This is a genomic window from Kibdelosporangium philippinense, from assembly GCF_021390435.2.
Lineage (GTDB): Bacteria > Actinomycetota > Actinomycetes > Mycobacteriales > Pseudonocardiaceae > Kibdelosporangium > Kibdelosporangium philippinense.
Map to the genome: position 1 here is coordinate 1,805,894 of NZ_JAJVCN010000004.1, position 23,051 is coordinate 1,828,944.

A 23,051-nucleotide genomic window follows, 5' to 3' on the forward strand; every position below is an offset into this window, starting at 1 on the left:
GATGCCCCATATTGTCGCTATGGACGTGCTCGACGTCCGTTTTCCCACATCCCGTGAGCTCGACGGCTCCGACGCGATGAACCCGGACCCGGACTACTCGGCGGCCTATGTCGTGCTGCACGCCGACGAAGGCCCGGACGGGTACGGCTTCGCGTTCACCATCGGCCGCGGCAACGACGTGCAGGCCGCTGCGATCAGGGCGCTGGAAGGGCACGTTGTCGGCTTGCCAGTGCCGGAAGACGCGGCGGCACTGGCTTCCTTGAGCCAGCAACTGGTCGGCGACTCGCAGCTGCGCTGGCTTGGCCCGGAGAAGGGCGTCGCGCACATGGCCGTCGGGGCCGTGGTCAACGCGGCGTGGGACCTCGCGGCGCGGCGTGCGGACAAGCCGGTCTGGCAGTTCCTCAGCGACATGACGCCCGAGGAGATCGTCGGCCTGGTCGACTTCCGGTACCTCACGGACGCGATCACGCCGGACGAGGCCTACGAGATCGTGAACAACGCCCAGAAGGGCAAAGCCGAGCGCGCGCAGGAGATCATCGCCAACGGCTATCGGGCGTACACGACCTCACCCGGGTGGCTTGGATACTCCGACGACAAGCTGGTGCGACTGTCCAAACAGGCCGTCGCGGACGGCTTCGACATGATCAAGCTCAAGGTCGGCGGCGACCTCGACGACGACATCCGGCGCATGCGGCTGGCACGGGAAGCAGTCGGCGACGACGTGCGGATCGCGGTGGACGCCAACCAGCGCTGGGATGTCGCGGTCGCGGTCGACTGGATGACGGCGCTGGCTCCGTTCAATCCATATTGGATCGAAGAGCCGACCTCACCGGACGACATCCTCGGGCACGCGGCCATCGCGAAGCAGATCGCGCCGATCAAGGTCGCGACCGGTGAGCACGTGCAGAACCGCGTTGTCTTCAAGCAGATGCTGCAAGCCAACGCCCTTGAAGTGTTGCAATTGGACGCTGCTCGCGTCGGTGGCGTGAACGAGAACGTCGCGATCCTGTTGCTGGCAGCCAAGTTCGGTGTTCCCGTGTGTCCACATGCGGGCGGTGTCGGCCTGTGTGAGCTGGTCCGGCATCTGTCCATGTTCGACTATGTCGCGGTGTCCGGAACTCAGCAGGACCGGGCCATCGAGTGGGTCGATCACCTGCACGAGCACTTCACCGACCCGGCGGTGGTCAAGGCCGGGTACTACCTCGCGCCACGCAAGCCCGGATTCTCCGCGCGCATGCACGACGCCACGCTGCGCCGCTACCGTTTCCCGGATGGTCCTGAGTGGACAGGAGAGAACTCGTGAGCGACTTTGACGGTCTGGTCGCGATCGTCACCGGCGGCGCCTCGGGCATCGGCCTTGCCACCGCGAACCTGCTGACCAGCAGGGGAGCCAAGGTCGCGGCGCTCGACCTGAAGCCGGACGGCCTGCCGGAGGACATCGCGGGCTTCGAAGCCAACGTCACCGACGACGCGCAGGTCAAAGCCGCGGTCGATGCGGTCGTCGAACGCTTCGGGCGACTGGACATCGTGGTGAACAACGCCGGGATTGGCGCGATCGGCGACGTCGCGGCGAACGACGACGACGAATGGCTGCGCGTGCTCGACGTGAACGTGGTCGGGATGGTGCGGGTCGCCCGTCATGCCTTGCCGCACTTGCGGAAGTCCCCGGCTGCCGCGATCGTCAACACATGTTCCATTGCCGCATGGGCAGGTCTGCCGCAGCGTGCGGTGTATTCGGCCAGCAAGGGAGCGGTGTACGCGCTCACCCTGGCCATGGCGGCGGACCACGTCCGCGAGGGCATCCGGGTCAACTGCGTCGCCCCCGGCACGGCGGACACGCCGTGGGTGGGTAGGTTGCTCGACCAAGCAGACGACCCCGCGGCCGAACGGGCCGCACTGAACGCGCGTCAACCCACTGGCCGTCTGGTGTCGGCCGACGAGGTCGCGAACGCGATTGCCTACCTGGCCAGCCCGTTGTCGGGCGCCACGGTTGGCACGGTGCTTGCCGTGGACGGCGGCATGCACGGCCTGCGGCTGCGGCCGCAGACCCAGCAGTAGACCCGGACCGACAAAAACACGTTTCAAGTGAAAAGACACCGCCGTCAAGGAGGACCTGTGGTGCCCGTCCGCAGATCAGTGAAAACCGTCGCCGTCGCGGCGACGGTCGTTCTTGCCGCCGCCGCGTGCGGCGAGTCGTCAACCGGTTCGACATCGGGCACGGCAGGCGATCCCAATGCCAAGGTCGGCGTGGACTTCCCGCGTGCTGACTCGGACTTCTGGAACTCGTACATCAAGTACGTCCCGCAGTTCGGCAAAGAGCTCAGCGTCAACCTGATGTCGCCGACCAACTCGCAGAACAAGGTCGAGAACCTGGTCGCGAACGTGCAGACGCTGACCGGCCAGGGTGCGAAGGCGATCGTGATGGCGCCGCAGGACACCGGTGCGATCGCGACCACGCTGCAGCGGCTCGAGCAGCAGAAGATCCCAGTGGTCACTGTGGACACCCGGCCGGACAGCGGCAAGGTGTACATGGTCGTGCGCGCGGACAACAAGGCCTACGGCGAGAAGGCCTGCAAGTTCCTCGGCGACAAGCTCGGCGGCAAGGGCAAGGTCGTCGAGTTCCAAGGCGCACTGTCCAGTGTGAACGGACGAGACCGCTCGGAAGCCTTCGCCGCGTGCATGAAGACGAACTACCCGGACATCACGGTGTTCGAGGAGCCGACCGACTGGGAAGGCTCGAAGGCCAGCTCGGCACTGCAGACCCGGCTGAACCAGCACCCGGACATCAAGGGCATCTACATGCAGGCCGGTGGCGTGTTCCTGGCGCCGACCCTGCAGGTGCTGCGCGCGAGCAACAAACTGCTGCCAGCGGCGGACCCGAACCACATCTTCATCGTGTCCAACGACGGCATCCCGCAGGAGTTCGACGCGATCCGCAAGGGTGAGATCGACGCGACCGTGTCGCAGCCAGCGGACCTCTACGCCAAGTGGGCGCTGTTCTACGCGAAGGCGGCGCTGTCGGGCCAGACCTTCAAGCCAGGCCCGACCGATCACGAATCGACCATTGTGGACGTAGGAAACGGCAACCTGGAAGACCAGCTGCCCGCACCGCTCGTGACCAAGGACAACGTCGATGACAAGGCGTTGTGGGGCAACCAGATCGGTCAATGATGAGTTCAGTGACACCGGCGGCGGCGAGCACCGAGCTCGCCGCCGCGGCGCGCAACATCACCAAGCGCTACGGAAAGACGGTGGCGCTCAACGACGTAGGCATCGAAATCCGCGACGGCGAGTCGCATGCCCTCGTCGGCCGCAACGGCGCCGGAAAGTCCACTTTGGTGTCTATCCTGACTGGACTGCAGGCGCCGGACAGTGGCGAAGTCTCGTTCTACGGCAAGCCATCGCCCGCGTTGAGCGACCGCGAAGGCTGGCGTCACAACGTGGCCTGCGTGTACCAGAAATCCACGATCATGCCAGCGTTGTCGGTTGCCGAGAACCTCTTCATCAACCGCCAGGGCAAAGGCCTGATCAGCTGGTCGAAACTGCGTAAGCAAGCGGCCGAGCTGCTGGAGCCCTTTGATGTCAAGGTGGACGTCACCACGCCAGCCTCGGATCTGACGGTCGAGCAACGCCAGCTCGTCGAGATCGCGCGCGCATTGTCGGTCGGCGCGAAGTTCATCATCCTCGACGAGCCGACCGCGCAGTTGGACGGTCCGGCGATCGAGCGCTTGTTCGAGCGGCTGCGGGCGTTGCAGGACAGCGGGATCACGTTCATGTTCATCTCGCACCACCTGGAAGAGATCTACGAGGTGTGCCAGACCGTCACGGTTTTCCGCGACGCCAAGCACATCCTGACAGCGCCGGTGGCCGAACTCGGTCGTGCCGAGCTGGTCGACGCGATGACCGGTGAGCCAGGCGGCCTTTCGGTACCGGGCGCGGCAGACCGGCCGACCATCGGTGACAAGTCCACAGTGGCCTTGAAGCTGAGTGGCCTTTCGGGCGATTCCTTTGACAGCATCAACCTCGAAGTCCGCAGGGGCGAGGTGATCGGCCTCGCGGGCAGCGCGTCCAGCGGCAAGCACCAACTCGCGGAGACGATCTACGGCCTGCGCAAAGCCGCGACCGGCACGGTCGAGGTCGACGGCAAGGCGGTCAAATCCGGGTCGGTGGTCGACGCGCTGCGCCACGGCGTCGGATGTGTTCCCCGCGACCGGCATCACGAAGGACTCGTACCGAGCCTGAGCATCGCCGAGAACGCCACGTTGACAGTGATGGGCCGCCTCGGCCCCGGCGGTCTGGTACCGCCGAAGCAACTGGCCGAGAAGGGCCGCGAGGCCATCAAGTCCTACGACATCGTGGCCTCGGGCGGGGAGCAGCCGGTTTCGGATCTCTCCGGCGGAAACCAGCAGAAAGTCGTGATAGCACGGGCCTTGGCCAACGACCCCAAGGTGCTTGTGCTGATCAACCCGACCGCGGGTGTGGACGTGAAATCCAAGGAGTCGCTGCTCGGTGTGGTCGACCGGGTGGCACGGACGGGCACGGCGGCGATCGTGGTGTCCGACGAACTGGACGACATGCGGGTGTGTGACCGGGTATTGGTGATGTTCCACGGCGAGGTGGCACACGAGTTCGGGCGGGACTGGACCGAGCAGGATCTCGTCGCGGCCATTGAGGGAGTGACGGAGAAATGACCAAGACATTGTCACCGGAGACGGACGTGTCGACGGCCACCGCCTCCGGCCGCCGTCCACTGATCAGATTCGCTCGGTTGCGAGACCTCGCATTGGTTCCGGCGATTGTCGCGCTGATGATCATCGGTGCCGTCCTCAGCCCGACATTTCTGACTTTCGGCAACCTGGCTGATGTTCTGCAACAGCAGACCGCACTCGCCCTGCTGGTGCTTGCCGAAGCGATGATCCTGATCACCGGCAAGTTCGACTTGTCGCTCGAGTCGACGATGGGGTTCGCCCCTGTCTTGGCGATCGTGCTGGTCATGCCCACCTCGGCGCACGGACTGGGCACCGAGTGGCCACAGTGGATGGCCGTGCCGTTGTGCTTGGTGATCGGCGGGCTGATCGGTGCGTTCAACGGACTGCTCATCCTCAAGTTCCAACTGTCCGCCTTCATCGTGACCCTCGGCATGTTGATCACTGTGCGTGGCTTGCACATCGGTTTTTCCGGCGGCAGCAGCCTGTTCGAGTTGCCGCAGTCGTTCATGTACCTGGGTTTTGAGAAGTGGGGCGGGCTCGCGGCCTCAGTGTGGATCGCGCTGATCGCGTTCGTGATCGGCATCATCGCGCTCTCGTACTTCCGGCAGGGCCGTTCACTGTATGCGATCGGCGGCAATGTGGACGCGGCAAAGGCAGCGGGTATTCGGACGAATGCCGTGACCTGGACCGTGCTGATCATCGGTGGTGTACTGGCCGCACTCGCGGGCACCTTGGAGACTGGCCGCCTCGGCGCGATCGGTGCCAACATGGGCGAACAGCTGATCTTCATGGTCTTCGCGGCCGCGGTGATCGGCGGGATCAGCCTCAACGGCGGCAAGGGCACGTTGTTCGGCGCGCTGTGCGGTGTGCTGATGCTGGGCTTGATCCAAAACCTGCTCACCCTGATGGGCGTCAGCGGACACTGGTACAAAGCGATCTACGGTGCCATCATCCTCATCGCGCTTGTGCTGTCCCGAGTGACAACTGGTAAAGCCCAGGAGTAACTGCCTTATGGAGACGGTTGCGTTACACACCCGGCTCAAGCCGGGCAAGGAAGACGACTACGACCGTGTGCACGCGGTCATCCCGCAGGACCTTGACGTGGCCCTGCGGGAGGCGGGTGTGCGTTCGTGGCGGATCTGGCGCAGTGGCCGGGATCTGTTCCACGTCGTCGAGGTCGACGACTACGCCCGGATGCGTGACCAGCTGCGGGAACACCCGGCGAATATCCCGTGGCAGGCGCGGATGGCCGAGTTGCTGGAGGTCGAGGACGACTACTCCGGTGCGCAGCCGGACGTCAAACAGGTCTGGGAGCTGCCGTCATGAAGGTCGATGTGACCAAGTTCGGCTTCGGCGCGGCCGGAATCGGCAATCTGTACACGGAAGTCTCCGACGCCGAAGCCGAAGCCGCACTGCAAGCCGCGTGGGACGCGGGCGTTCGGTACTTCGATACCGCTCCGCACTACGGCCTCGGCCTGTCCGAACGGCGGCTCGGCAAGTTCCTCGCCGGATTCCCGAGGGACGAATACGTTGTGTCCACAAAGGTTGGACGCATCCTCGAACCGTACGACGGCGAGGGACTCGACCTTGACAACGGGTTCGCCGTGCCGAAAAAGCACCGGCGGGTCTGGGACTTCAGTGCTGACGGCGTCCGACGCTCGGTTGAGTCCTCTTTGGAGCGTCTCGGGCTCGACCGGGTCGACATCCTGTTGCTGCACGACCCGGACAATCACTGGGAACAGGCTTCGCGGGAAGGTGTTCCGGCGTTGGAGGAGCTGCGTTCCCAAGGTGCCGTCGATGCCATTGGCGTTGGGATGAACCAGTGGGAAATGCCCGCGCGGTTCGTCCGCGAGACCTCGATCGACGTCGTGATGCTCGCCGGCCGGTACACCCTGCTCGAACAGACCGCCGCCGCGGAGTTCCTGCCGTTGTGTGAGGAGCGCGGGGTTTCCGTTCTGGCAGCTGGGGTTTTCAACTCGGGCATGCTCGCGCGGACGACCGTTCCCGATGACGCGAAGTACAACTACGCGCAGGCGCCGCGTGACTTGGTTGTACGTGCGCAGCGGATCGCGGCGGTCTGCGACCGGCATGGTGCGACGTTGCCTCAGGCGGCCGTACACTTCGTCCTGCGTCATCCGAGTGTGGCTTCGGTCGTGCTCGGCGTGAAGTCGGCTGAGCAGGCCGCGCGCAACGCGGATCTGTTCGACAAGCCGGTGCCGGATCAGCTGTGGGACGACTTGCGCTCGGAAGGCTTGCTTGGATGAGGGTTGACGCGCACCACCACCTGTGGGACCTGAATGTCCGCGACCAGGACTGGATCGACCCGTCGTGGGTGATCCGCCGCGACTACGACCTGTCGGATCTCGCTGACGCGGCCGTCGGGTTCGACCGGACCGTGCTCGTGCAGACGATCACTGTGCCCGAAGAGACTCCGGAATTCCTGGCGATCGCTGGGGAATCGGACCTGGTGGGCGCGGTGGTTGGCTGGGTTGACCTGACTTCGCCCGCGGTCGCGGACACCTTGGCCGAGCTCCGGACGGGCGTCAACGGGGAGTGGTTGCGCGGGATTCGTCACCAGGTTCAGGGCGAGGCCGATCCGCGGTGGTTGTGCCGTGACGACGTGCAGCGCGGGTTGCAGGCGGTGTTCGATGCGGGCCTGTTGTACGAGCTTTTGGTGCTGCCACACCAGCTTGAGGCGTCGATCGAAACCGTCGCGGCCTTCCAGGACCATCCTTTTGTGCTGGATCACTGCGCCAAGCCGCCGATCGCCAGCGGCTCGCTTGAGCCTTGGGCGTCGTCGATCCGTGAACTCGCGGGCTTCGAGAACGTGACGTGCAAGCTTTCCGGGCTGGTCACCGAGGCTGACTGGGCTAAGTGGACAGTGGATGACCTGCGGCCGTACGCGGAGGTCGTGCTCGAAGCGTTCGGGCCGTCGCGGGTGATGTTCGGGTCGGACTGGCCGGTGTGCCTGTTGGCTGCTTCGTACGAGGATGTGGTGGAAGCGGCCGAAGACCTGACCTCGAACTTCTCGCAGGAGGAACGTGACCAGGTCTTCGGCGGTACGGCGGCGCGGGTTTACACGCTCTGAAGGGACTTCTTACGGTCGAGCAGTCCTGAGTAGAGGGCCACGGCGAGACCGGCGACCGCTAGCAGCGCGCCGATCCAGTTCGGTGCGGTGTAGCCGAGGCCCTCGTCGATCGCCAGTCCGCCGAGCCACGCGCCACCGGCGTTGCCCAGGTTGAACGCGGCGATGTTGGCGGCCGACGCGAGCGCGGGCGCACCTTCGGCCTTGTCCATCACACGTGCCTGAAGCGGGGCGACCGTGGCGGATGCGGCCACGCCGAACACCAGGATCGTGATCGCCGCGGGGATCTGGGCGTGCGCGGTGAACGTGAACACGCCAAGGACGATCGCCAACACGGCCAGGATTCCGTAGAGACTCGGCATCAGCGCCTTGTCCGCGGCCTTGCCACCGAACAAGTTGCCCGCGACCATACCGACACCGAACAGCACGAGCAGCCACGTGACCATGCCGGACGAGAACCCGGCGATGTCGGTCATCATCGGCGCGATGTACGTGAACGACGCGAACACCCCGGCGAACCCGAACGCGGTCATCGCGAGCGCCAGCCACACCTGTGGCCGCTTGAACACGGCCAGTTCGTGCCGCAGGTTGGTTGTGGTGTCCCTGGGCAGATCAGGTACCAACGCGATGATCCCGACCAGGCCGATCACGCCGAGAATCGCCACGGCCCAGAACGTCGAGCGCCAGCCAAGCGCCTGGCCGAGGGCCGTACCGAGCGGCACACCGAGCACGTTGGCCACGGTCAGACCGATGAACATCATCGCGATCGCACTGGCCTGCTTGGCGGGCGCGACCAGCCTCGCCGCGACAACAGACCCGACGCCGAAGAAGGCACCGTGGGAGAGCGCGGACACGATCCGTCCGGCCATCAGCAGCCCGTAGGTCGGCGCGATCGCAGCGAGCACGTTGCCCGCGATGAAGATCAGCATCAGGCCGATCAGTAGGCGTTTGCGTGACCATCGGGACCCGGCCGCGGTGAGCAGTGGCGCGCCGACCACCACGCCGAGTGCGTATCCGGAGATGAGCAGCCCAGCGGTGGGGATGCTCACTGAGTAGGTGGCGGCGACTTCGGGAAGCAGTCCCATGATCACGAACTCGGTCGTGCCGATCCCGAAAGCACCGATTGCCAGCGCCAGCAGCGCAACAGGCATGACGTTCACTCCAGATAGTTGCACACGCGGGTATTTGCCCGAGCTCAATACTGCGCCGCGCATGGAGTGGATGCAAGCCTGGTGTCCGGTGAAGCCGGTCACTGAGCGTGCTAACCGGTGCTAACCGGCCAAAACGCTCACGAGGTAAAGTACTTGCAGACGCCGCGTACGTTGAGGAGTGAGTGACCATGTCGCTGGACGACGACGCCGCCGAGGCGCGCGCACAGGGATGGAGAACGCTCGCGGCCCTGCATGCCTCCCTCGAAGACGCGCTCGAACGCGCGTTGCAACGGGAGTTCGCCCTCTCGGTCAGTGAATACAGCGTCCTTGACGTCCTCGCGCGCCAGGACGGGTGGCACATGCGTATGAACCAGCTGTCACGTGCCGTCGTGCTCAGCCAATCCGCGACGACGCGGTTGGTCACGCGGATGGAGAACCGTGGGTTCCTGCAGCGGTATCTGTGCTCGACAGACCGTCGCGGCATCTACACCGAAGTCACACCGTCCGGGCAGGAGCTGTTGACCAAAGCCCGCCCCTTGCACGATGCCACTCTCGCGGAAGCGTTGCGGGAAGCGCAGAAGCTGCCTGAGCTCGCACCTTTGGTGGACGCGTTGGCGCGGTTGCCGGTCAGCCCCGCGAAGGCTTAACCGGCGAAGAGTGGGTAGTCCTCTCTTGTGCGCTGCGGAAGCGCATAAGAGAGGAGAGAACGGGTCATGCCTGACATTCCGGCTCACGAAGAGGAACTGGTCGCCGAAGACAGCGACCCGGTTCCGTCGCCCCGTGAGACCGAAGAGGACTTCGAGCCGACCATAGTGCGGGGACGTGAATAAAAGACGGGCACCCCTGGCCGCCTGGGGGTTACGGTCCAGGGGTGCGGTGGCCTCGGGACAGCCACCATTCATGTGGTACTTGGGAAAAGTTTGAGGTACGCCGCCGGCTCGCGGAGGGGGGATTACGCGAGCCAGCGACGCCAAAGGACGGCCCTAGGGGTGAACCATCCTTTTCACAGCCCCTGGCCTGTGGAGGGGGATACACGGGCCAGAGGCTTTGATCCAACTGGTGCGGCGGTCGCCTCGCGGCGGGTGGCGCATGGGGACTCCGGCTTTACCCGGTATTCCCCGATGGCTTTGGTTGAGGCCCGGGGACTCGTTCCGCACCAGTCACTTAGCTTAACTCGCTTTTCCGCTCCGGTGTTCCTGGCGCGAGTGTGACGTGGCTCGCGATGGGTACTCCCGTTGTGGAAGGGAGAACAGCCATGTCTGCCCGAACAATCATCAGGCTTCTCGTCGGGGCGATTGGGGTTTTCTACTGCGTGCTAGCGGTTTCCGGGTTCGCCTCACTCAGCGATGACACCAATGTCGGTGGCGGGCTGCGCGGTGGCAACGACCCGGACCTGTTGTGGGGCCTTTTCGGCGTTAACACCGTACTGGGCTTCATCCATTTCCTCCTCGGCGCGCTGACCTTCATCACGGCGTTCACCGCGGACCGCTCAAGGCTCATGCCGGGGACCATGGCGGGGGCGTTCGGCGTCCTGTTCGTCTATGACCTCATCTCACTGCTCGCCATCGACGGCACCGACCCGCTCGCCATCAACACCGCCGACCTGTGGCTGCACGGGATCACCGCGGTCGTGCTGGTGCTGACCTTGGTTCCGGCTCGCCGGACACAGGGTGACCGGCGGCAACGCCAGTCGCTGCGCAGTGGATGAAAAAAATTCTGGCAACGACCGATCCGGATCTTCGGCGGCTCCGTATAAGAGGTGTCCGAGGGAGGACGAGGCGCATGACCGACCCTTAAGGATTGGTTATGCAACAACCCCATACCGTGCGTGTCCCGCGCAAGGCACGTGCTACCGCGGCGCTGTTGGCGGTGGGCGCGGCGTTGGCCGGAGGGTTGGTTCCCGGCTCAGCCACCGCGTCCAGCCACCGTGAAGCGCCGCTGATAGCCGCTGACCCCACTGTGGACAACACGGATCTGTACGCGTTCGTCAGTCCGGACAAGCCGGACACCGTGACGATCGTGGCGAACTACTTTGGGTTGCAGGAACCCAATGGTGGTCCCAACTTCTACCCGTGGGCGGAGAACGCGCACTACGACATCAACATCGACAACGATGGCGACGCCAAGCCGGATCTGACCTACCGGTACACGTTCGTCACCGACGACCGGCGCAAGAACGCCACCTTCCTCTACAACAACGGCGAAGTCTCGTCGATCAACGACGAGAACCTGTTGTTCCGGCAGAACTACAAGCTCGAACTGATCGACCAGCGCGGCGGCGAGAAGGTACTGATCAAGAGTGCCCGCTCGGCTCCGTCGAACACCGGCGAAGCGTCCATGCCGAACTTCCGAACCATCCGTGACCAGGCGATCGCGCAGATCCCCGGCGGCGGGCTGAGCTACGCCGGTCCCGCAGAGGACGCGTTCTTCGCCGACCTGCGCGTGTTCGACCTGCTCTACGGCGGTGACCTGTCCAAGACCGGGCAGGACACCTTGCGGGGCTACAACGTCAACACGATCGCCTTGCAGATCCCGACGCACATGTTGGCGCTCAAAGCAGACGCCAAGCGCAACCCGGTCGTCGGTATCTGGGCGGACACCGAACGTCAGTCCATCAAGCTCTCGCCAGGCAAGGCCAAGGCCGAAGGCGACTTCGTGCAGGTGTCCCGGCTGGGCAACCCGCTGGTCAACGAAGTCGTCGCGCCCGCCGGCCTCAAGGACGCCTTCAACGGCCTCACGCCGGACCAGGACGGCAAGGTCAAGGCGCTGCTCGACCGGGTGACCGATCCCGAGCTGCCCAAGCTGATCGAGCAGATCTACAAGATCCAGGCGCCTGCCGGGCCGCGTGCCGACCTCGTCGAGATCTTCCTGACCGGTATCACCACCAAGGCCGACGGCCCGATCAAGGCCGACTTGAACTCGCAGCTCAACAACGCGGACGTGATGGCGCACATGTTTGTGCCCTCCGAGATGCTGCGACTCAACATGGCTGTCCCGCCGAGTGCCGAACCCAACCGCCTCGGCGTGCTCGGTGGCGACAACCAGGGTTTCCCGAACGGCCGCAGGCTGACTGACGACGTCATCGACATCGCTGTGCAGGCCATGGAAGGCGCGGCGCAGTCCGGCGTTCTCGTCGAGGCGCTCGCCGCTGGTGACAAGGTCGACGCCAACGACGTCGCGTTCGAGCACCGGTTCCCGTATGTCGCCGTGCCCAGCAACCAGGGCGTCAACACGGCGGTCCAGGCACAGGTCGAGACCAAGTCGAGCATCCTCGGCGACCTGCCAACCGGTGCTTTGATCGGTGGCGCCCTCGGTGCCCTTGTGCTGCTTGGCGGCACGGTCTACCTGTGGCGCAAGCGCCCGACCAAGGCCCGTCACCGCAGTACTCGTCCCTGGTGAGTGTCCGAATTGACGCACGGAGGCGCGATCGCGATCGCGCCTCCGGCGATCCGGGAGGCATTGGCGTGCAGTCGTTTCTCGAACCGGAGCAGCCGACCATCCTGCGCTGGTGGCCGCTCGCGGCACTGGTCGTCGGGCTGGCCACGGTGTTGTCGGTGTTCACCGGCTACTCCGAACCGCAGACGGCCGCCGCGTCGCCGAATCCGACACAGCAGAGCCGGATCCTGCAGTCGGTGACCACGTTGCAGGGCAGGCTGCATCGGATGCCGAACGACTCGCTCGGCTGGGCGCAGCTCGGATCGGCCTATGTGGAGCTTGCCAGGATCACCGCTGATCCGTCGTACTACGCCAAAGCCCAAGGGGTACTGGACAAATCGCTGGCCTTGAAGCCCGAGGACAACGGGCCGGCGATGCTCGGCTTGGGCGCGCTGGCCAACGCGCGGCACGACTTCGGCGCCGCGAAAGAGTGGGGATTGAAGGCGTTGGCCGCCCAGCCACGCTCGGCCGAGGTGTTCGGGGTGCTCGCGGACGCGTACACCCAGCTCGGCGACGAGGGCGGGGCGATGGACGCCGTGCAGAACATGCTGGACGTCAAGCCGAACGTGGCTTCGTTCACGCGTGCTTCCTATTTCTTCGAGACACACGGGCGGATCGACGACGCCCGGATGGCGCTTGACCGTGCGCTCGCCGCGGCGGGGGCGCCTGACGAGATCGCGTTCTGCCGCTATTACTTGGGTGAGTTGGCGTTCAACTCCGGCGACCTGGCCGAGGCGGATCGGCAGTTCACCGCAGGCCTCCGGGTCGTGCTCGACCAGACCTTGCAGCAGGGACAGGCCAAAGTGGCCGCGGCGCAAGGCAATATCGAACGTGCTTTGGGTGCCTACAAAAACCTTGTCATGCGGACGCCGTTGCCACAGTACATTGTGGAATACGGCGAACTGCTCGACGCGGCCGGGCGGCAAGAAGAAGCCGCTGCACAGTTCGAAATCCTGGCACAGCAACAGAAGCTGATGGAGGTTCAGGGCGCGACCGATGACCTGGCCACCTCGTTGATGCTGGCCGATCACGGCGACAAGGCTGAGGCACTGCGCCGGGCCGAGGCCGAATGGGGTCGCAGGCACAACGTGCTCGTCGCCGACGCGCTGGCGTGGGCGTTGCACGTCAACGGCCGTGACGCGGAAGCCTTGCCGTACATGGACAAAGCAATGGCGTTGGGATGGAACAACGCCTTGTTCGCCTACCATCGGGGAATGATCCACTTGGCGCTCGGGCAGTCGGCCGACGCGGAGAAGTACCTCGCGCAGGCGCTGGCGACGAACCCGCACTTCTCGGTGCTGCACGCGCCGATCGCGCACAAGCGGCTCGCCGAACTGCGGAGTGGCCGATGAAAACGCTGGCCAAGGCAGGCTTGGTCGCGGCGGTCGCGCTACCGGCGTTCCTGCTCGTCTCCGGGCACGCGGACGCTCATCCGCTCGGCAATTTCAGCGTGAACCACTACAACGGGCTGCATCTGCATCCCGACCGGGTCGAGCTCAAGTCCGTTGTGGACTTGGCCGAGATTCCGACACTGCAGGAGAAGTCGATGGACGCGGCCCGCGAGTGTGGTTCGCTCGCGGCCTCGGTTCGGTCCAGTGTGGATTCGCAGGTGCTGACGTGGTCGGTTCGTTCGTCGCACGTGGAGTATCCGAAGGGGCAGGCCGACCTGGCTACGACCAGGCTGACCTGTGAACTCACCGCGCCTGCCGAGATCAGCGGGCCGGTCACGCTGTCGTTCAGCGACTCGTTCAGGCCGGATCGGGTGGGCTGGCGGGAGATCACCGCCGTCGGTTCTGGTGTCTCGCTGGATTCACCGGTGCCCGCGCGTAGCGTCAGCGACGAGTTGCGGCAGTACCCCGAGGACCTGTTGGCCAGCCCGTTGGATGTCCGGACCGTCGAGCTCAAGGCGCAGCCGGGTGAGGGTGCGTCGGTTACCGCTGGGGCGCCGACGGGCGGCGATGCGGGGATTCTGGACCGTGCTTCCCTTGCGCTGGCTGGGTTTGTGGGTCGTCACGAACTGACACCGGCGATCGGGCTGCTGGCGATTCTGCTGTCTTTGGTGCTAGGCGCGTCGCATGCGGCTTTGCCTGGGCACGGCAAGACCGTGATCGCGGCTTACCTCGTGGGTCGGCGTGGGACTCCTCGGGACGCTGTTGTGGTTGGCGCGACCGTGACTCTCACGCATACCGCTGGTGTGCTGGTGCTGGGGCTGTTGTTGAGCTTGTCCAGCGTGCTGGCGGGGGAGAGCATGCTGCGCTGGCTGGGGATCGCCAGCGGGCTGCTGATCGCCGGGATTGGCTTGGTGCTGCTGCGTTCTGCGCGCAACCGTGAACCCGCGCTCGTGGGTCACGGACATGGCCATGGGCACGGACATGGCCACGGGCATGGGCATGGACACGGTCCGCGCTTCGGCAAAGGCAGTTTGATCGGCATGGGTGTGGCAGGTGGTCTTGTGCCCAGCCCGTCCGCGCTGGTGGTCCTGCTTGGCGCGGTTGCCTTGGGGCGCACGTGGTTCGGCGTCCTGCTGGTCCTCGCGTACGGGCTGGGAATGGCTGCGATGCTGACCGCGGCAGGGCTGCTGCTGGTCAAGTTCTCCGCGCGGCTCGAAGGCTGGTCGTCCCGGTTCAAGATGCAGCGGTTGATCGCCGCAGCGCCAGCGATCACCGCCGGAATGGTGCTGGTGGTGGGAATGGGCCTGACGGTCCGGGCCGTCCTCGGCTAACTACCTCGTGAGTGGTTATTAGGGTTAGAACACGGATAACCACTCACGAGGGGTTACCAGGTCACTGGAAGGCTTGCCACGCCGTAGATCCCGCGTTCGACGTTCAACGGCACGTCGGCGGGATCCACGGCCAGTCGCAGCGTCGGGAACCGCGTGAACAGCGCCGAGAAACCGACGCGCATTTCGATCCGGGCCAGCTGCTGGCCGAGGCATTGGTGCACGCCATGCCCGAACGCCAGGTGCCCCGCGGTCGACCTCGTGACGTCCAGCTCGTCCGGGCGCTCGAACTTGTCGCGATTGGCGGCGGGAAGGGACACCAGGACGGTCTCGCCTTTCTTGATCACCTCGCCGCCGAGTTCGACGTCCGCCAGCGCGGTCCGGTTGACCTCATACTGGACAATGCTGAGGTACCGCAACAGTTCCTCAACCGCAGCGTCGACGTCGTCGTGCAGCTTCGCAAGCTGCTCTGGATGCTGCAGCAGCGCGAACGTCCCCAGCCCCAACATGTTCGCGGTCGTCTCGTGCCCGGCGAACAGCAGCATGATCGCCATCCCGGTCAGCTCGACATCGTCAAGTTGGCCGAGCAACCCGCTGATCAGGGCGTCATCCGGGGCGGCACGCTTGGCTTGGACGAGTTGGTGGAGGTAGCCGAACAGTTCTTCGCCTGCCGCGCCACGGCTTTCGTGGCTGCCCTTGGGGTCGACCATGTCGTGCGACTTCTGCTCGAAGAACTCGTGGTCGGTGTACGGCACGCCCAGCAGCTCGCAGATAACCCGGGATGGCAACGGCAAGGCGAACGCCTGCACCAGATCCGTTGGCGGCGTCATGGCGTCCAATAGCTCTTTGGTGATCTGCTCGATCCGTGGTTCGAGGATGCGCATCCGCCGGACGGTGAACTGGCCGGTCAGCAGCTTGCGGTAGTGCGTGTGGTCCGGGGGATCCATGAACGCGAAGGCGCCGGGCGCGGCGGGTTGCATGACCGGCCGGATCGGTGACCGCACGAGTTCGCCGCGGGCGCTGAACCGAGGATCGGTCAGCACAGTGCGGCTTTCCGCGTGTGTGGTCACCATCCAGCCGAGCGTGCCGTCGGCGAAACGCAGTCGGCTGACCGCCGGTTTGTCGCGTAACTCGGCGGGCGGATCGAACGGGCATGTCCTGGCGATCGGAAGCGTCATCTGTACATCGTACGCGCGCCTGACCTGCGGACGTGCCCTATATCGCTGGGCTAATGCACTAGTGCGCTCTAGGGTTTGCGGCCGACCGCGCCCGCGATGCAGTACGAGACCTGGGTGAGCGGTTTGATCCGTGGACCGTCCGGCCACCAGTTCGCGCACAGCGAGAATCCCGGATCGACGAGTTCGAGGCCGGGCAGCATGCTGCGGATCTGCTCCTCGGTGCGGAACAGGCCCGTGCCCATCGGGCTGTGCACGAACATGTCCTCCATGCGCCGCGCGAGCGTGCTGTGTTCCTCGGTCAGCGGGTCGAGGAAGTGGCTGACGGCCACGTACGAACCGGACGGCAGGGCGTCGATGTACGCCTGCATCATCTCCTGGTAGCGGTCGCCGTCGTAGTGGTGGATCGTGCCGAGCTGGAACAACGCGACGGGCTCGCTGAAGTCGAGTTCCTGTTGCACGATCGGGTCGTTGAGCACCTCCTCGGGCTTGAAGATGTCCGCGGAGGTGAGGAACGTCTGGTCGTTCTCTTCGAGCAGTGCGCGGCCGTGGGCGAGCACGACCGGGTCGTTGTCCACGTACACGACTCGGGATTCCGGCTGGATCCGTTGCGCCACCTGGTGTGTGTTCTCCGCGGTTGGCAGCCCGGAGCCGAGGTCGAGGTACTGGGTGATGCCGGTTTCCATCGCGATGAACCGCGTGACCCGGATCAGGAATCCGCGATTGTCGAATGCGAGCTGCGCGGCCTCCGGTGCGACCGACTGCACCCGGCGCAGCACCTCGCGGTCGACCTCGTAGTTGTCCTTGCCGTTCAGAAAGGCGTCATAGACCCTGGCGATGCTCGCCTTTGTGGTATCGATATGGGTGGGCACAACCTTCTGCGACATTTGATCCTCTCAGCCCCTGGGAATCGTCAGTCAGGGTTTTCTATCCCATCACAACCACTTTGTCATTGGGCAGGGCCGGCTGGCTATCATCGCAATCTACTCCGATCAGGTGACGTGTACGTCCGCTGATCGTTTAGCGACTACTATGAGTCGATTTAGCGACAGGCGCGGATGAGGGGGTCGTCGGGGAATGGATCAACGGATGGCTGACGGTGGCGCGGCTCGTCCGGCAGGCCCGACCGCCTTGCGCATTATTCTGGGCACGCAGCTCAGGAGGTTGCGGGAGGCCGCTGAAATTTCACCGGCCGAGGCGAGTGCGCGCATCCGCGGCTCCAAATCCAAGATCAGCAGACTCGAGCTCGGCCGGGTCGGCCTCAAGGAACGAGACGTAGAGGATCTACTCACTCTTTACGGTGTCACCGATTCGAGTGAACGCCGTCAGTTCCTGGAGATGGTAAAACAGTCGAACGAGCCGGGTTGGTGGTATCGGTTCGCCGACCTGATGCCCGAGTGGTTTCAGGACTACGTCGGACTGGAAGAGGCCGCGATTCGAATCCTGACCTGTGAACTCCAGTTCGTGCCCGGACTGATGCAGACCGAGCACTACGCGCGCGCGATCGCCACGAGTGGACACCCCGCTCTGGCCACAGAGGACGCCGAGTGGCGCGTGACTTTGCGTATGCGCAGGCAAAAAGTCCTGCACCGGCCCGCGCCGCCACGGCTGTGGGCGGTGATCGACGAGTCGGTGTTGCACCGTCCACTCGGGGGTAGGGAAGTCCTGATCGAACAGATAGATCATTTGCTGGAACTGACCACATTGCCGCACGTCACGCTGCAGGTGGTGCCATACGCGCTGAGCGGGTATGCCGCTGAGGGCGCGTTCACGATGCTGCGTTTCGCGGAACCGGAATTGCCGGACATTGTCTACATAGAACACTTGACCGGTGCTTTCTACCTGGACAAACGTGATGATGTGGAGCAATACGGCCGCGTTTTCGATCAGTTGACAGTGGACGCGGCGACGCCGCGCGAGACGCGTCAGTTGCTCATGAAGGCGCGCGCATCCGTCTGAAGCATCACCCTGTTAGCCCTATCGGTCGCATGTGCACGTGCTACGGTTGACCGCAATCCCGAATGCAATTGCATCCCCACATCTGATCGACAGAGGAGGATCGGCGATGCACACTGCCGCGTCCTTGTCCGCTGATCTGTCCTGGCGAAAGAGCAGCAGAAGCGGAAAGAACGGCAACTGTGTCGAACTCGCGTGGCTTGAAGACGATCGTGTCGCGGTTCGAAACTCCCGCAATCCGCACGGCGAGATCGTGATCTACCGGGCGGGCGAACTGCGGACAATGGTTGCCCAATTAAAAGAGGGGGCCGAGGTTTGAACGCGGCGGAAGTCACCGAGGACAGACTCCGGCAACTGATCGAGCGCGGTTTCAAATTCGTGCATCCCCGTGACGAATCGGGCGACATCACCGCGATCGTCGGAGTCCGGCCACATGACAACGTCATCGACGTGGTCCAACTGCGCACCGAGGACGACGCCGTCGCCTTGCGGCTGGCCGGCGACACCAAGGATGTGCTGGCCCCGGAGAAGCACAGCTGGCGCTCGGCCGGACCCGCGCCCCGTGTCCTCGACGAGCTGCTGAACCTGCCGGACGTCATCGCCGAAACGGCTGTGCCTGCGCAGTCGACGTCGAATGGATGCTGGATCCACACAGACAAGAACCGCGCCAAGTGGGTCCCGGCTTCCTAGCCAGGCGGTGAGATCCCCAGGTTCCGGGCGTGTGTCGTGGCTGCCCCCCACGTTCGCACGCCCGTTCTCACGTCGATGGCTTCTTCGCGTACACGATCGCCGCGCCGAGCAGTGACCACCTGGCCCAACGGCCCATTTTCGACATCATCATCCTTGATCGGGCGGTGAGATCCCCAGGCTACGGGCGTGTGCCGTGGCTGCGCCCCGCGTTCGTACGCCCATCTTTCGCAACACCCGGCTGACGTGCGTTTTCACCGTCTCCTCGCCGACCACGAGCTGTCTGGCGATCTCCTTGTTGGTAGCACCGCCGACCATCAGCCGAAGCACCTGCATCTCCCGCTCGGTCAAAGTCGCGGGCGCCGGACTTTCCAGCTGCCGCAACAACCCAGCGGCGAACGGCTCGTCGATGAGGCGTAGGACAGTCGCCGCGGCTTCGCCTTCGAGCAGGATGCGTCCCGGTGTCCGCACGCACTCGGCCAGCACCGGCCGCGCGATCCGCAGTGCCTCGTCGATACGGCGGCGCTTGGCGTACAGGTGTGCCAGTCGGATTCGGGTGCTGCCATAGATGTTCAGGACTTCGAGCCGGTCCTCCATCTCGACGGCTTCGACCAATGTGGACGTTGCCTGCCGGTAGTCACCCCTTGTTGTGGCGAGCAAACCGTCCAGCGACAAGCGGTTCATCGCGATCATCGGCGCGGACCCGGTTGGTGGGCCGTCCACTGTGTCCATCATTGCGCGCGCGGCCTGTGCTTCATCGAGTCGTCCGCGTGACCACAACGCGCGGCCGATCATGAACCAGGCGTTGGGATACATGAACGAGGCTGTGGTCAACTGTGTCGCGTACGTTCGCAGATCCTCGATCGCCGATTCGATGTCGACCGGCATCGGCACTGTAGACATGAGACGCGTCGCGGCCAGTGTGAATCCGGTGAGCGGTGGTGCGCCGCCGAATCGTTGGTATGCCGTGAACGTGTCGGCGGCCTTCGTCGCGGCCTCGTCCAGACGTCCGCGTGTCATGGCGATCGACGCCGCCAGACCGTCCACTTGCAACGCTGCAAGGCCATTCAGCTGAGCAGTCGTCACGAACCGTTCAAGATGGTCGATGGCGCCTCTGATCAGCAAGAGCGTAGGGGAGACGTGCGCGGCCGCCGTTGCCGTCGCGGACTGCTCGACGGCGAGCTGGATGCCTTGCGCGACCGCGGCCTCGGCCACGCTGAACCGGCCGCTGATCTGCGCCGCACGTGCTCTGGTCAGCAGCAGGCGGACTCGCGTCTCGATATCGACAGGCCCGGCGAGCGCACGTGCCAGCAAATCATCGGCCGCCGCGATTTCCCCTTGCAGGATCAGGGTATCGGCGAGTCGTACCGGAGAATCCGCGCGTTCGTACGCGGCACGCGCCTCAGCCAAGTTTCCTGCGCCGAATGCCAGATCCCCTTGCAACACAAGCAACTCCGGGCGGTCCACTGGAAGCGCCGACAACAACTGGCGGATCGAGGTCGTACGTCCGGCCCGCAGTTGCCCCTCGCCGACCTCGGCCAGGATGTCGGCGGCTTGTGCCGTGTCACCAGCGGTTAGGAGATGCTGAGCCTTGGCAAGTGGATCGGTCTCCACGGCAGCCGCCCGTCGATGCAGGTCCGCGCGTTCCGGAAGTCTGACGCGCCCGAGGAACTCGGCGAACAGCGGGTGGTAGCGGTAAGCATTGCCTTGCTCGGTAATGAAAAGGCCGATCCTGGTCAGCCTGTCCAGTACGTCCGGCGCATCATCCCGTGCCGTCAAGGCGGCGCACGCCTCGGCGGACATTGTTGTCAGAACTGAGGTTTCGAGCAGAAACCGGCGAATGTCCTCGGGCTGCCGGTTGAACACCTCGTCGGCGAGGAAGTCGAAGACGTCAGTGTCACCTGATCGCGGCATCCGATTGGCCCGGCCGGAACCCGCGAGCAGGCGTAGCCCAGCCGGCCAGCCCTCGGTCCTTGCCAATATCCCGTCCACGGCGTCAATACCAAGCATTTCGGCCGCCTCGGCCGCGGTGAAGCGAAGGTCATCCGGGCCGCGCTCGGCGAGTTGCCCGCGCGCTCGCAGCCTGGCCAAACCGATCGGCGGATCGTGCCTGGTCGTCACCACGACGTGCAGCGCCGGCGGAGCCCACTCGATCAGGTACGCCAAGTGCCCGGCGACTTCGGGCGCGGTGATCACTTCCCATTCGTCGAGAACAAGGACAGTGTGGTCTTGGATCGCGTTGAGCAACGCGACGACTCCGCGCCGTACCGCGTCGGGATCCTTGTCGAGCGTGACTTCGTGGCCCAATGCCGTGGCGATCGCGGTGAGAAACCGGCGTGGGTCATTGTCGTCGGGATCCAGCGCCATCCAGCTCGTGCCGATCCGGGCGAACACCATCGAGGCCACCGTCGTCTTGCCGTAACCGGCAGGCGCGGAGATAACCGTCAGTGGAACTGACAGGACATCGGTGACGAGTGGGCCGACCAATGCCCGGTCGACCAGGTCCGCCCGCAGCCGCGGGGCCTGGAACTTCGTCTCCGGGAACGCCACTCCGCCGAGCGTAGATCCCCCGCGCGTCCCCCACATCAGGGACGCGCGCGGACATGCCGCCGGAAGAGGCTGGGGCAATGAGCGATATTCAGACGATCTCGCGTGTGTACGAAGCCTTCGCCAACCGGGACCTCACAGCTGTTCTCGCAGTGATGGACCCGGCGGTGACCTTCACCCAGGAGGCGCCGCTGCCGTGGGGCGGCGTGCACCACGGAGTCGAAGGTGTGCAGACCTTCCTGACCACACTGCTGTCACACCTCGACCCGCAGGTGACGGTCGAAGCGCTGTACTCGTCGGGCGAACACGTGGTTCAGATCGGCCGGACCAGTGGCCGGGTACTCGGCAACGGCAAGTGGTTCGACCTGCCCGAGGTGCACATCTGGCGGCTCGTCGACGGCAGGATCGTGTCCTACCAAGCGCACACGGACGTGCCCGGCCTGCTCGAAGTGCTGGGATGATCTCGCATTACAAGCGGCTCGTGCTCCGGCTGTGTTTCGCCGACACCGACATCGCCGAAGTGGTCACGCCGGACTTCGTCTCTCGGGGGAGGGCGTTTTCCGGTCCGGATGTGCAGGTCGTCGGTCTGGTCGGCGAAGGAACCACGGTCGTTCTGCGGGTGGTGTTGTGGGGCCGGGAGCAGGTGCAGTACTTCGAAGGGCGAGATGCCCGATTGGCGTCAAGAGTCTGTATTGATCGGTGCTTGGCCGGGCAGGAGGTCGAGGGCGGTGCCACGATGAGATGGTGGAGCGGGAGAAGATCACACTGACCGGGGCCCCGGAGACCATGCTCGCCACGCTCTACGGGCGTGCGCTCGACAGCCATCGGCCCAACTCCGTCTTGCACGACACCGCGGCCGCGCATGCGATCTCCCGGATCGACTACGACTTCCGCAAGACGCGCATAAAGGGCACGACCGCGGTCGGCGTCGCCATCCGTGGCAAGGTCCTCGACGACTGGACCAGCGAGTTCCTTACGGCATATCCCGCCGCGACCGTCCTGCACCTGGCCTGTGGCCTCGACACCCGGGTGCAGCGGATCGCGCCGCCGAGCACCGTGCGCTGGATCGACCTCGATGTTCCGGACGTCGTGGCGTTGCGGAAACGGCTCATCACGTCGCCGAGCGGGGACTATCGACTGGTCGGGGCCTCGGTCACGGCTGACTCGTGGCTGGCCGAGGTGCCCAACGACCGGCCGACCGTTGCCGTGTTCGAGGGGCTGTCCATGTACCTGCACAAAGCCGATGGCAAGCGGCTGATCGAGCGGATCACCAGCCGGTTCCCGACTGGGCAGCTGCTGTTCGACGTCTACGGCACGACCGGGATCAAGCTGCAGAAGCTCGTGCCCGCGGTGCGCAATGCGGGGGCGACCTTGCACTGGGGGCTCGATGATCCTGCCGAGGTCGAGGCGTGGCATCCGGGGTTGCGGTGTCTTGACGCGCTGCGCAGCGTGGACATGCCTGGGTTGGACAAGCTGCCGCTGTCCGGGCGGATCGGGCTGAAGGTCGTGTCCAAGATCCCAGGGCTGCGGGACGCGGGGCGCATCCTCCGCTACCGCTTCTAAAAATTTCGAACAAATGTTCGAAGC

General features: G+C 64.9%; 23 protein-coding genes. 19 read left to right on the plus strand and 4 right to left on the minus strand.

The window, feature by feature from the left end:
- Window position 1: 1 nt before the first annotated feature.
- Genes LWC34_RS51435 through LWC34_RS51470 form a run of 8 tightly spaced genes read left to right on the plus strand, consistent with a single transcriptional unit; the run spans window position 2 to window position 7,797 of the window.
- On the plus strand, window positions 2-1,303 hold the full coding sequence (locus LWC34_RS51435) for an enolase C-terminal domain-like protein (RefSeq protein WP_233733545.1): 1,302 nt from the start codon (window positions 2-4) through the stop codon (window positions 1,301-1,303).
- A complete protein-coding gene (locus LWC34_RS51440; protein ID WP_233733546.1) occupies window positions 1,300-2,058 on the plus strand; it encodes an SDR family NAD(P)-dependent oxidoreductase in 759 nt (252 codons plus the stop codon). Before LWC34_RS51435 ends, LWC34_RS51440 begins: the two co-directional genes overlap by 4 nt.
- A 60-nt stretch (window positions 2,059-2,118) precedes the next feature.
- On the plus strand, window positions 2,119-3,171 hold the full coding sequence (locus LWC34_RS51445; RefSeq protein ID WP_233733547.1) for a sugar ABC transporter substrate-binding protein: 1,053 nt from the start codon (window positions 2,119-2,121) through the stop codon (window positions 3,169-3,171).
- A complete protein-coding gene (locus tag LWC34_RS51450; RefSeq protein WP_372496818.1) occupies window positions 3,171-4,691 on the plus strand; it encodes a sugar ABC transporter ATP-binding protein in 1,521 nt (506 codons plus the stop codon). Before LWC34_RS51445 ends, LWC34_RS51450 begins: the two co-directional genes overlap by 1 nt.
- Window positions 4,688-5,713, plus strand: a complete 1,026-nt coding sequence (locus tag LWC34_RS51455; protein WP_233733549.1) for an ABC transporter permease — start codon at window positions 4,688-4,690, stop codon at window positions 5,711-5,713. The genes LWC34_RS51450 and LWC34_RS51455 overlap by 4 nt, the downstream gene beginning before the upstream one ends.
- A 7-nt stretch (window positions 5,714-5,720) precedes the next feature.
- Window positions 5,721-6,035, plus strand: coding sequence for an L-rhamnose mutarotase (locus LWC34_RS51460; protein WP_233733550.1), 315 nt, complete (start codon window positions 5,721-5,723; stop codon window positions 6,033-6,035).
- Entirely contained in the window at window positions 6,032-6,973 is a 942-nt protein-coding gene (locus tag LWC34_RS51465) for an aldo/keto reductase (RefSeq protein WP_233733551.1), read from the plus strand. The genes LWC34_RS51460 and LWC34_RS51465 overlap by 4 nt, the downstream gene beginning before the upstream one ends.
- The gene (locus tag LWC34_RS51470; RefSeq protein WP_233733552.1) at window positions 6,970-7,797 is read left to right on the plus strand and encodes an amidohydrolase family protein; all 828 of its coding nucleotides are present in this window, start codon (window positions 6,970-6,972) and stop codon (window positions 7,795-7,797) included. Before LWC34_RS51465 ends, LWC34_RS51470 begins: the two co-directional genes overlap by 4 nt.
- Here the strand turns inward: LWC34_RS51470 and LWC34_RS51475 are convergent.
- Entirely contained in the window at window positions 7,785-8,945 is a 1,161-nt protein-coding gene (locus LWC34_RS51475; protein ID WP_233733553.1) for an MFS transporter, read from the minus strand. The two genes, LWC34_RS51470 and LWC34_RS51475, sit on opposite strands and share 13 nt — an antisense overlap.
- A 188-nt stretch (window positions 8,946-9,133) precedes the next feature.
- Between LWC34_RS51475 and LWC34_RS51480 the strand changes: the two genes are divergently transcribed.
- From LWC34_RS51480 to LWC34_RS51500, 5 genes are all read left to right on the plus strand, one after another.
- A complete protein-coding gene (locus LWC34_RS51480; protein WP_233733554.1) occupies window positions 9,134-9,592 on the plus strand; it encodes a MarR family winged helix-turn-helix transcriptional regulator in 459 nt (152 codons plus the stop codon).
- Window positions 9,593-10,200: 608 nt separating this feature from the next.
- Window positions 10,201-10,653, plus strand: a complete 453-nt coding sequence (locus tag LWC34_RS51485) for a DUF4383 domain-containing protein (protein ID WP_233733555.1) — start codon at window positions 10,201-10,203, stop codon at window positions 10,651-10,653.
- Between the two features lie 98 nt (window positions 10,654-10,751).
- Window positions 10,752-12,344 carry a DUF4331 domain-containing protein gene (locus tag LWC34_RS51490; protein WP_233733556.1) on the plus strand — a complete coding sequence of 531 codons (1,593 nt, stop codon included), beginning with the start codon at window positions 10,752-10,754 and terminating at the stop codon, window positions 12,342-12,344.
- 65 nt (window positions 12,345-12,409) lie between these two features.
- Window positions 12,410-13,732, plus strand: a complete 1,323-nt coding sequence (locus LWC34_RS58540; RefSeq protein WP_233733557.1) for a tetratricopeptide repeat protein — start codon at window positions 12,410-12,412, stop codon at window positions 13,730-13,732.
- Window positions 13,729-15,102, plus strand: coding sequence for a nickel/cobalt transporter (locus tag LWC34_RS51500; RefSeq protein ID WP_233733559.1), 1,374 nt, complete (start codon window positions 13,729-13,731; stop codon window positions 15,100-15,102). The genes LWC34_RS58540 and LWC34_RS51500 overlap by 4 nt, the downstream gene beginning before the upstream one ends.
- Before the next feature lie 53 nt (window positions 15,103-15,155).
- On the opposite strand, the gene LWC34_RS51505 is transcribed toward LWC34_RS51500, so the two are convergent.
- Both LWC34_RS51505 and LWC34_RS51510 read right to left on the minus strand, forming a co-directional pair.
- The gene (locus LWC34_RS51505; protein WP_233733560.1) at window positions 15,156-16,277 is read right to left on the minus strand and encodes a cytochrome P450; all 1,122 of its coding nucleotides are present in this window, start codon (window positions 16,275-16,277) and stop codon (window positions 15,156-15,158) included.
- A gap of 68 nt (window positions 16,278-16,345) precedes the next feature.
- Window positions 16,346-17,161 carry an SAM-dependent methyltransferase gene (locus LWC34_RS51510; RefSeq protein WP_233733561.1) on the minus strand — a complete coding sequence of 272 codons (816 nt, stop codon included), beginning with the start codon at window positions 17,159-17,161 and terminating at the stop codon, window positions 16,346-16,348.
- A 202-nt stretch (window positions 17,162-17,363) separates the two neighbouring features.
- On the opposite strand from LWC34_RS51510, the gene LWC34_RS51515 reads away from it, so the two are divergent.
- The 3 genes from LWC34_RS51515 (at window position 17,364) to LWC34_RS51525 (ending at window position 18,920) form a co-directional block, all read left to right on the plus strand.
- Window positions 17,364-18,233: a Sco1979 family transcriptional regulator gene (locus LWC34_RS51515; protein WP_233733562.1), complete on the plus strand. Its 870-nt coding sequence runs from the start codon at window positions 17,364-17,366 to the stop codon at window positions 18,231-18,233.
- A 106-nt stretch (window positions 18,234-18,339) separates the two neighbouring features.
- A complete protein-coding gene (locus LWC34_RS51520; RefSeq protein ID WP_233733563.1) occupies window positions 18,340-18,549 on the plus strand; it encodes a DUF397 domain-containing protein in 210 nt (69 codons plus the stop codon).
- Entirely contained in the window at window positions 18,546-18,920 is a 375-nt protein-coding gene (locus LWC34_RS51525; RefSeq protein ID WP_233733564.1) for a hypothetical protein, read from the plus strand. The genes LWC34_RS51520 and LWC34_RS51525 overlap by 4 nt, the downstream gene beginning before the upstream one ends.
- Window positions 18,921-19,067: 147 nt before the next feature.
- On the opposite strand, the gene LWC34_RS58545 is transcribed toward LWC34_RS51525, so the two are convergent.
- Window positions 19,068-21,467, minus strand: a complete 2,400-nt coding sequence (locus LWC34_RS58545) for a winged helix-turn-helix domain-containing protein (RefSeq protein WP_233733565.1) — start codon at window positions 21,465-21,467, stop codon at window positions 19,068-19,070.
- 77 nt (window positions 21,468-21,544) lie between these two features.
- On the opposite strand from LWC34_RS58545, the gene LWC34_RS51535 reads away from it, so the two are divergent.
- The 3 genes from LWC34_RS51535 to LWC34_RS51545 are packed head-to-tail and all read left to right on the plus strand — an operon-like array spanning window position 21,545 to window position 23,027.
- Window positions 21,545-21,925, plus strand: a complete 381-nt coding sequence (locus tag LWC34_RS51535; RefSeq protein ID WP_233733566.1) for a nuclear transport factor 2 family protein — start codon at window positions 21,545-21,547, stop codon at window positions 21,923-21,925.
- Window positions 21,922-22,233, plus strand: a complete 312-nt coding sequence (locus LWC34_RS51540) for a hypothetical protein (RefSeq protein ID WP_233733567.1) — start codon at window positions 21,922-21,924, stop codon at window positions 22,231-22,233. Before LWC34_RS51535 ends, LWC34_RS51540 begins: the two co-directional genes overlap by 4 nt.
- Window positions 22,209-23,027: a class I SAM-dependent methyltransferase gene (locus tag LWC34_RS51545; RefSeq protein WP_233733568.1), complete on the plus strand. Its 819-nt coding sequence runs from the start codon at window positions 22,209-22,211 to the stop codon at window positions 23,025-23,027. Before LWC34_RS51540 ends, LWC34_RS51545 begins: the two co-directional genes overlap by 25 nt.
- Window positions 23,028-23,051 lie beyond the last annotated feature (24 nt).

Excerpts from the sequence above, each read along its gene's own strand:
- LWC34_RS51465 (WP_233733551.1), top strand. The coding sequence starts at position 6,032 with ATGAAGGTCGATGTGACCAAGTTCGGCTTCGGCGCGGCCGGAATCGGC.
- LWC34_RS51450 (WP_372496818.1), top strand. The coding sequence starts at position 3,171 with ATGAGTTCAGTGACACCGGCGGCGGCGAGCACCGAGCTCGCCGCCGCG.
- LWC34_RS51540 (WP_233733567.1), top strand. The coding sequence starts at position 21,922 with ATGATCTCGCATTACAAGCGGCTCGTGCTCCGGCTGTGTTTCGCCGAC.
- LWC34_RS51485 (WP_233733555.1), top strand. The coding sequence starts at position 10,201 with ATGTCTGCCCGAACAATCATCAGGCTTCTCGTCGGGGCGATTGGGGTT.
- LWC34_RS51535 (WP_233733566.1), top strand. The coding sequence starts at position 21,545 with ATGAGCGATATTCAGACGATCTCGCGTGTGTACGAAGCCTTCGCCAAC.
- LWC34_RS51515 (WP_233733562.1), top strand. The coding sequence starts at position 17,364 with ATGGCTGACGGTGGCGCGGCTCGTCCGGCAGGCCCGACCGCCTTGCGC.
- LWC34_RS51470 (WP_233733552.1), top strand. The coding sequence starts at position 6,970 with ATGAGGGTTGACGCGCACCACCACCTGTGGGACCTGAATGTCCGCGAC.
- LWC34_RS51500 (WP_233733559.1), top strand. The coding sequence starts at position 13,729 with ATGAAAACGCTGGCCAAGGCAGGCTTGGTCGCGGCGGTCGCGCTACCG.
- LWC34_RS51505 (WP_233733560.1), bottom strand. The coding sequence starts at position 16,277 with ATGACGCTTCCGATCGCCAGGACATGCCCGTTCGATCCGCCCGCCGAG.
- LWC34_RS51480 (WP_233733554.1), top strand. The coding sequence starts at position 9,134 with ATGTCGCTGGACGACGACGCCGCCGAGGCGCGCGCACAGGGATGGAGA.
- LWC34_RS51435 (WP_233733545.1), top strand. The coding sequence starts at position 2 with ATGCCCCATATTGTCGCTATGGACGTGCTCGACGTCCGTTTTCCCACA.
- LWC34_RS51510 (WP_233733561.1), bottom strand. The coding sequence starts at position 17,161 with ATGTCGCAGAAGGTTGTGCCCACCCATATCGATACCACAAAGGCGAGC.
- LWC34_RS51455 (WP_233733549.1), top strand. The coding sequence starts at position 4,688 with ATGACCAAGACATTGTCACCGGAGACGGACGTGTCGACGGCCACCGCC.
- LWC34_RS51475 (WP_233733553.1), bottom strand. The coding sequence starts at position 8,945 with ATGCCTGTTGCGCTGCTGGCGCTGGCAATCGGTGCTTTCGGGATCGGC.
- LWC34_RS51490 (WP_233733556.1), top strand. The coding sequence starts at position 10,752 with ATGCAACAACCCCATACCGTGCGTGTCCCGCGCAAGGCACGTGCTACC.
- LWC34_RS51460 (WP_233733550.1), top strand. The coding sequence starts at position 5,721 with ATGGAGACGGTTGCGTTACACACCCGGCTCAAGCCGGGCAAGGAAGAC.
- LWC34_RS51520 (WP_233733563.1), top strand. The coding sequence starts at position 18,340 with ATGCACACTGCCGCGTCCTTGTCCGCTGATCTGTCCTGGCGAAAGAGC.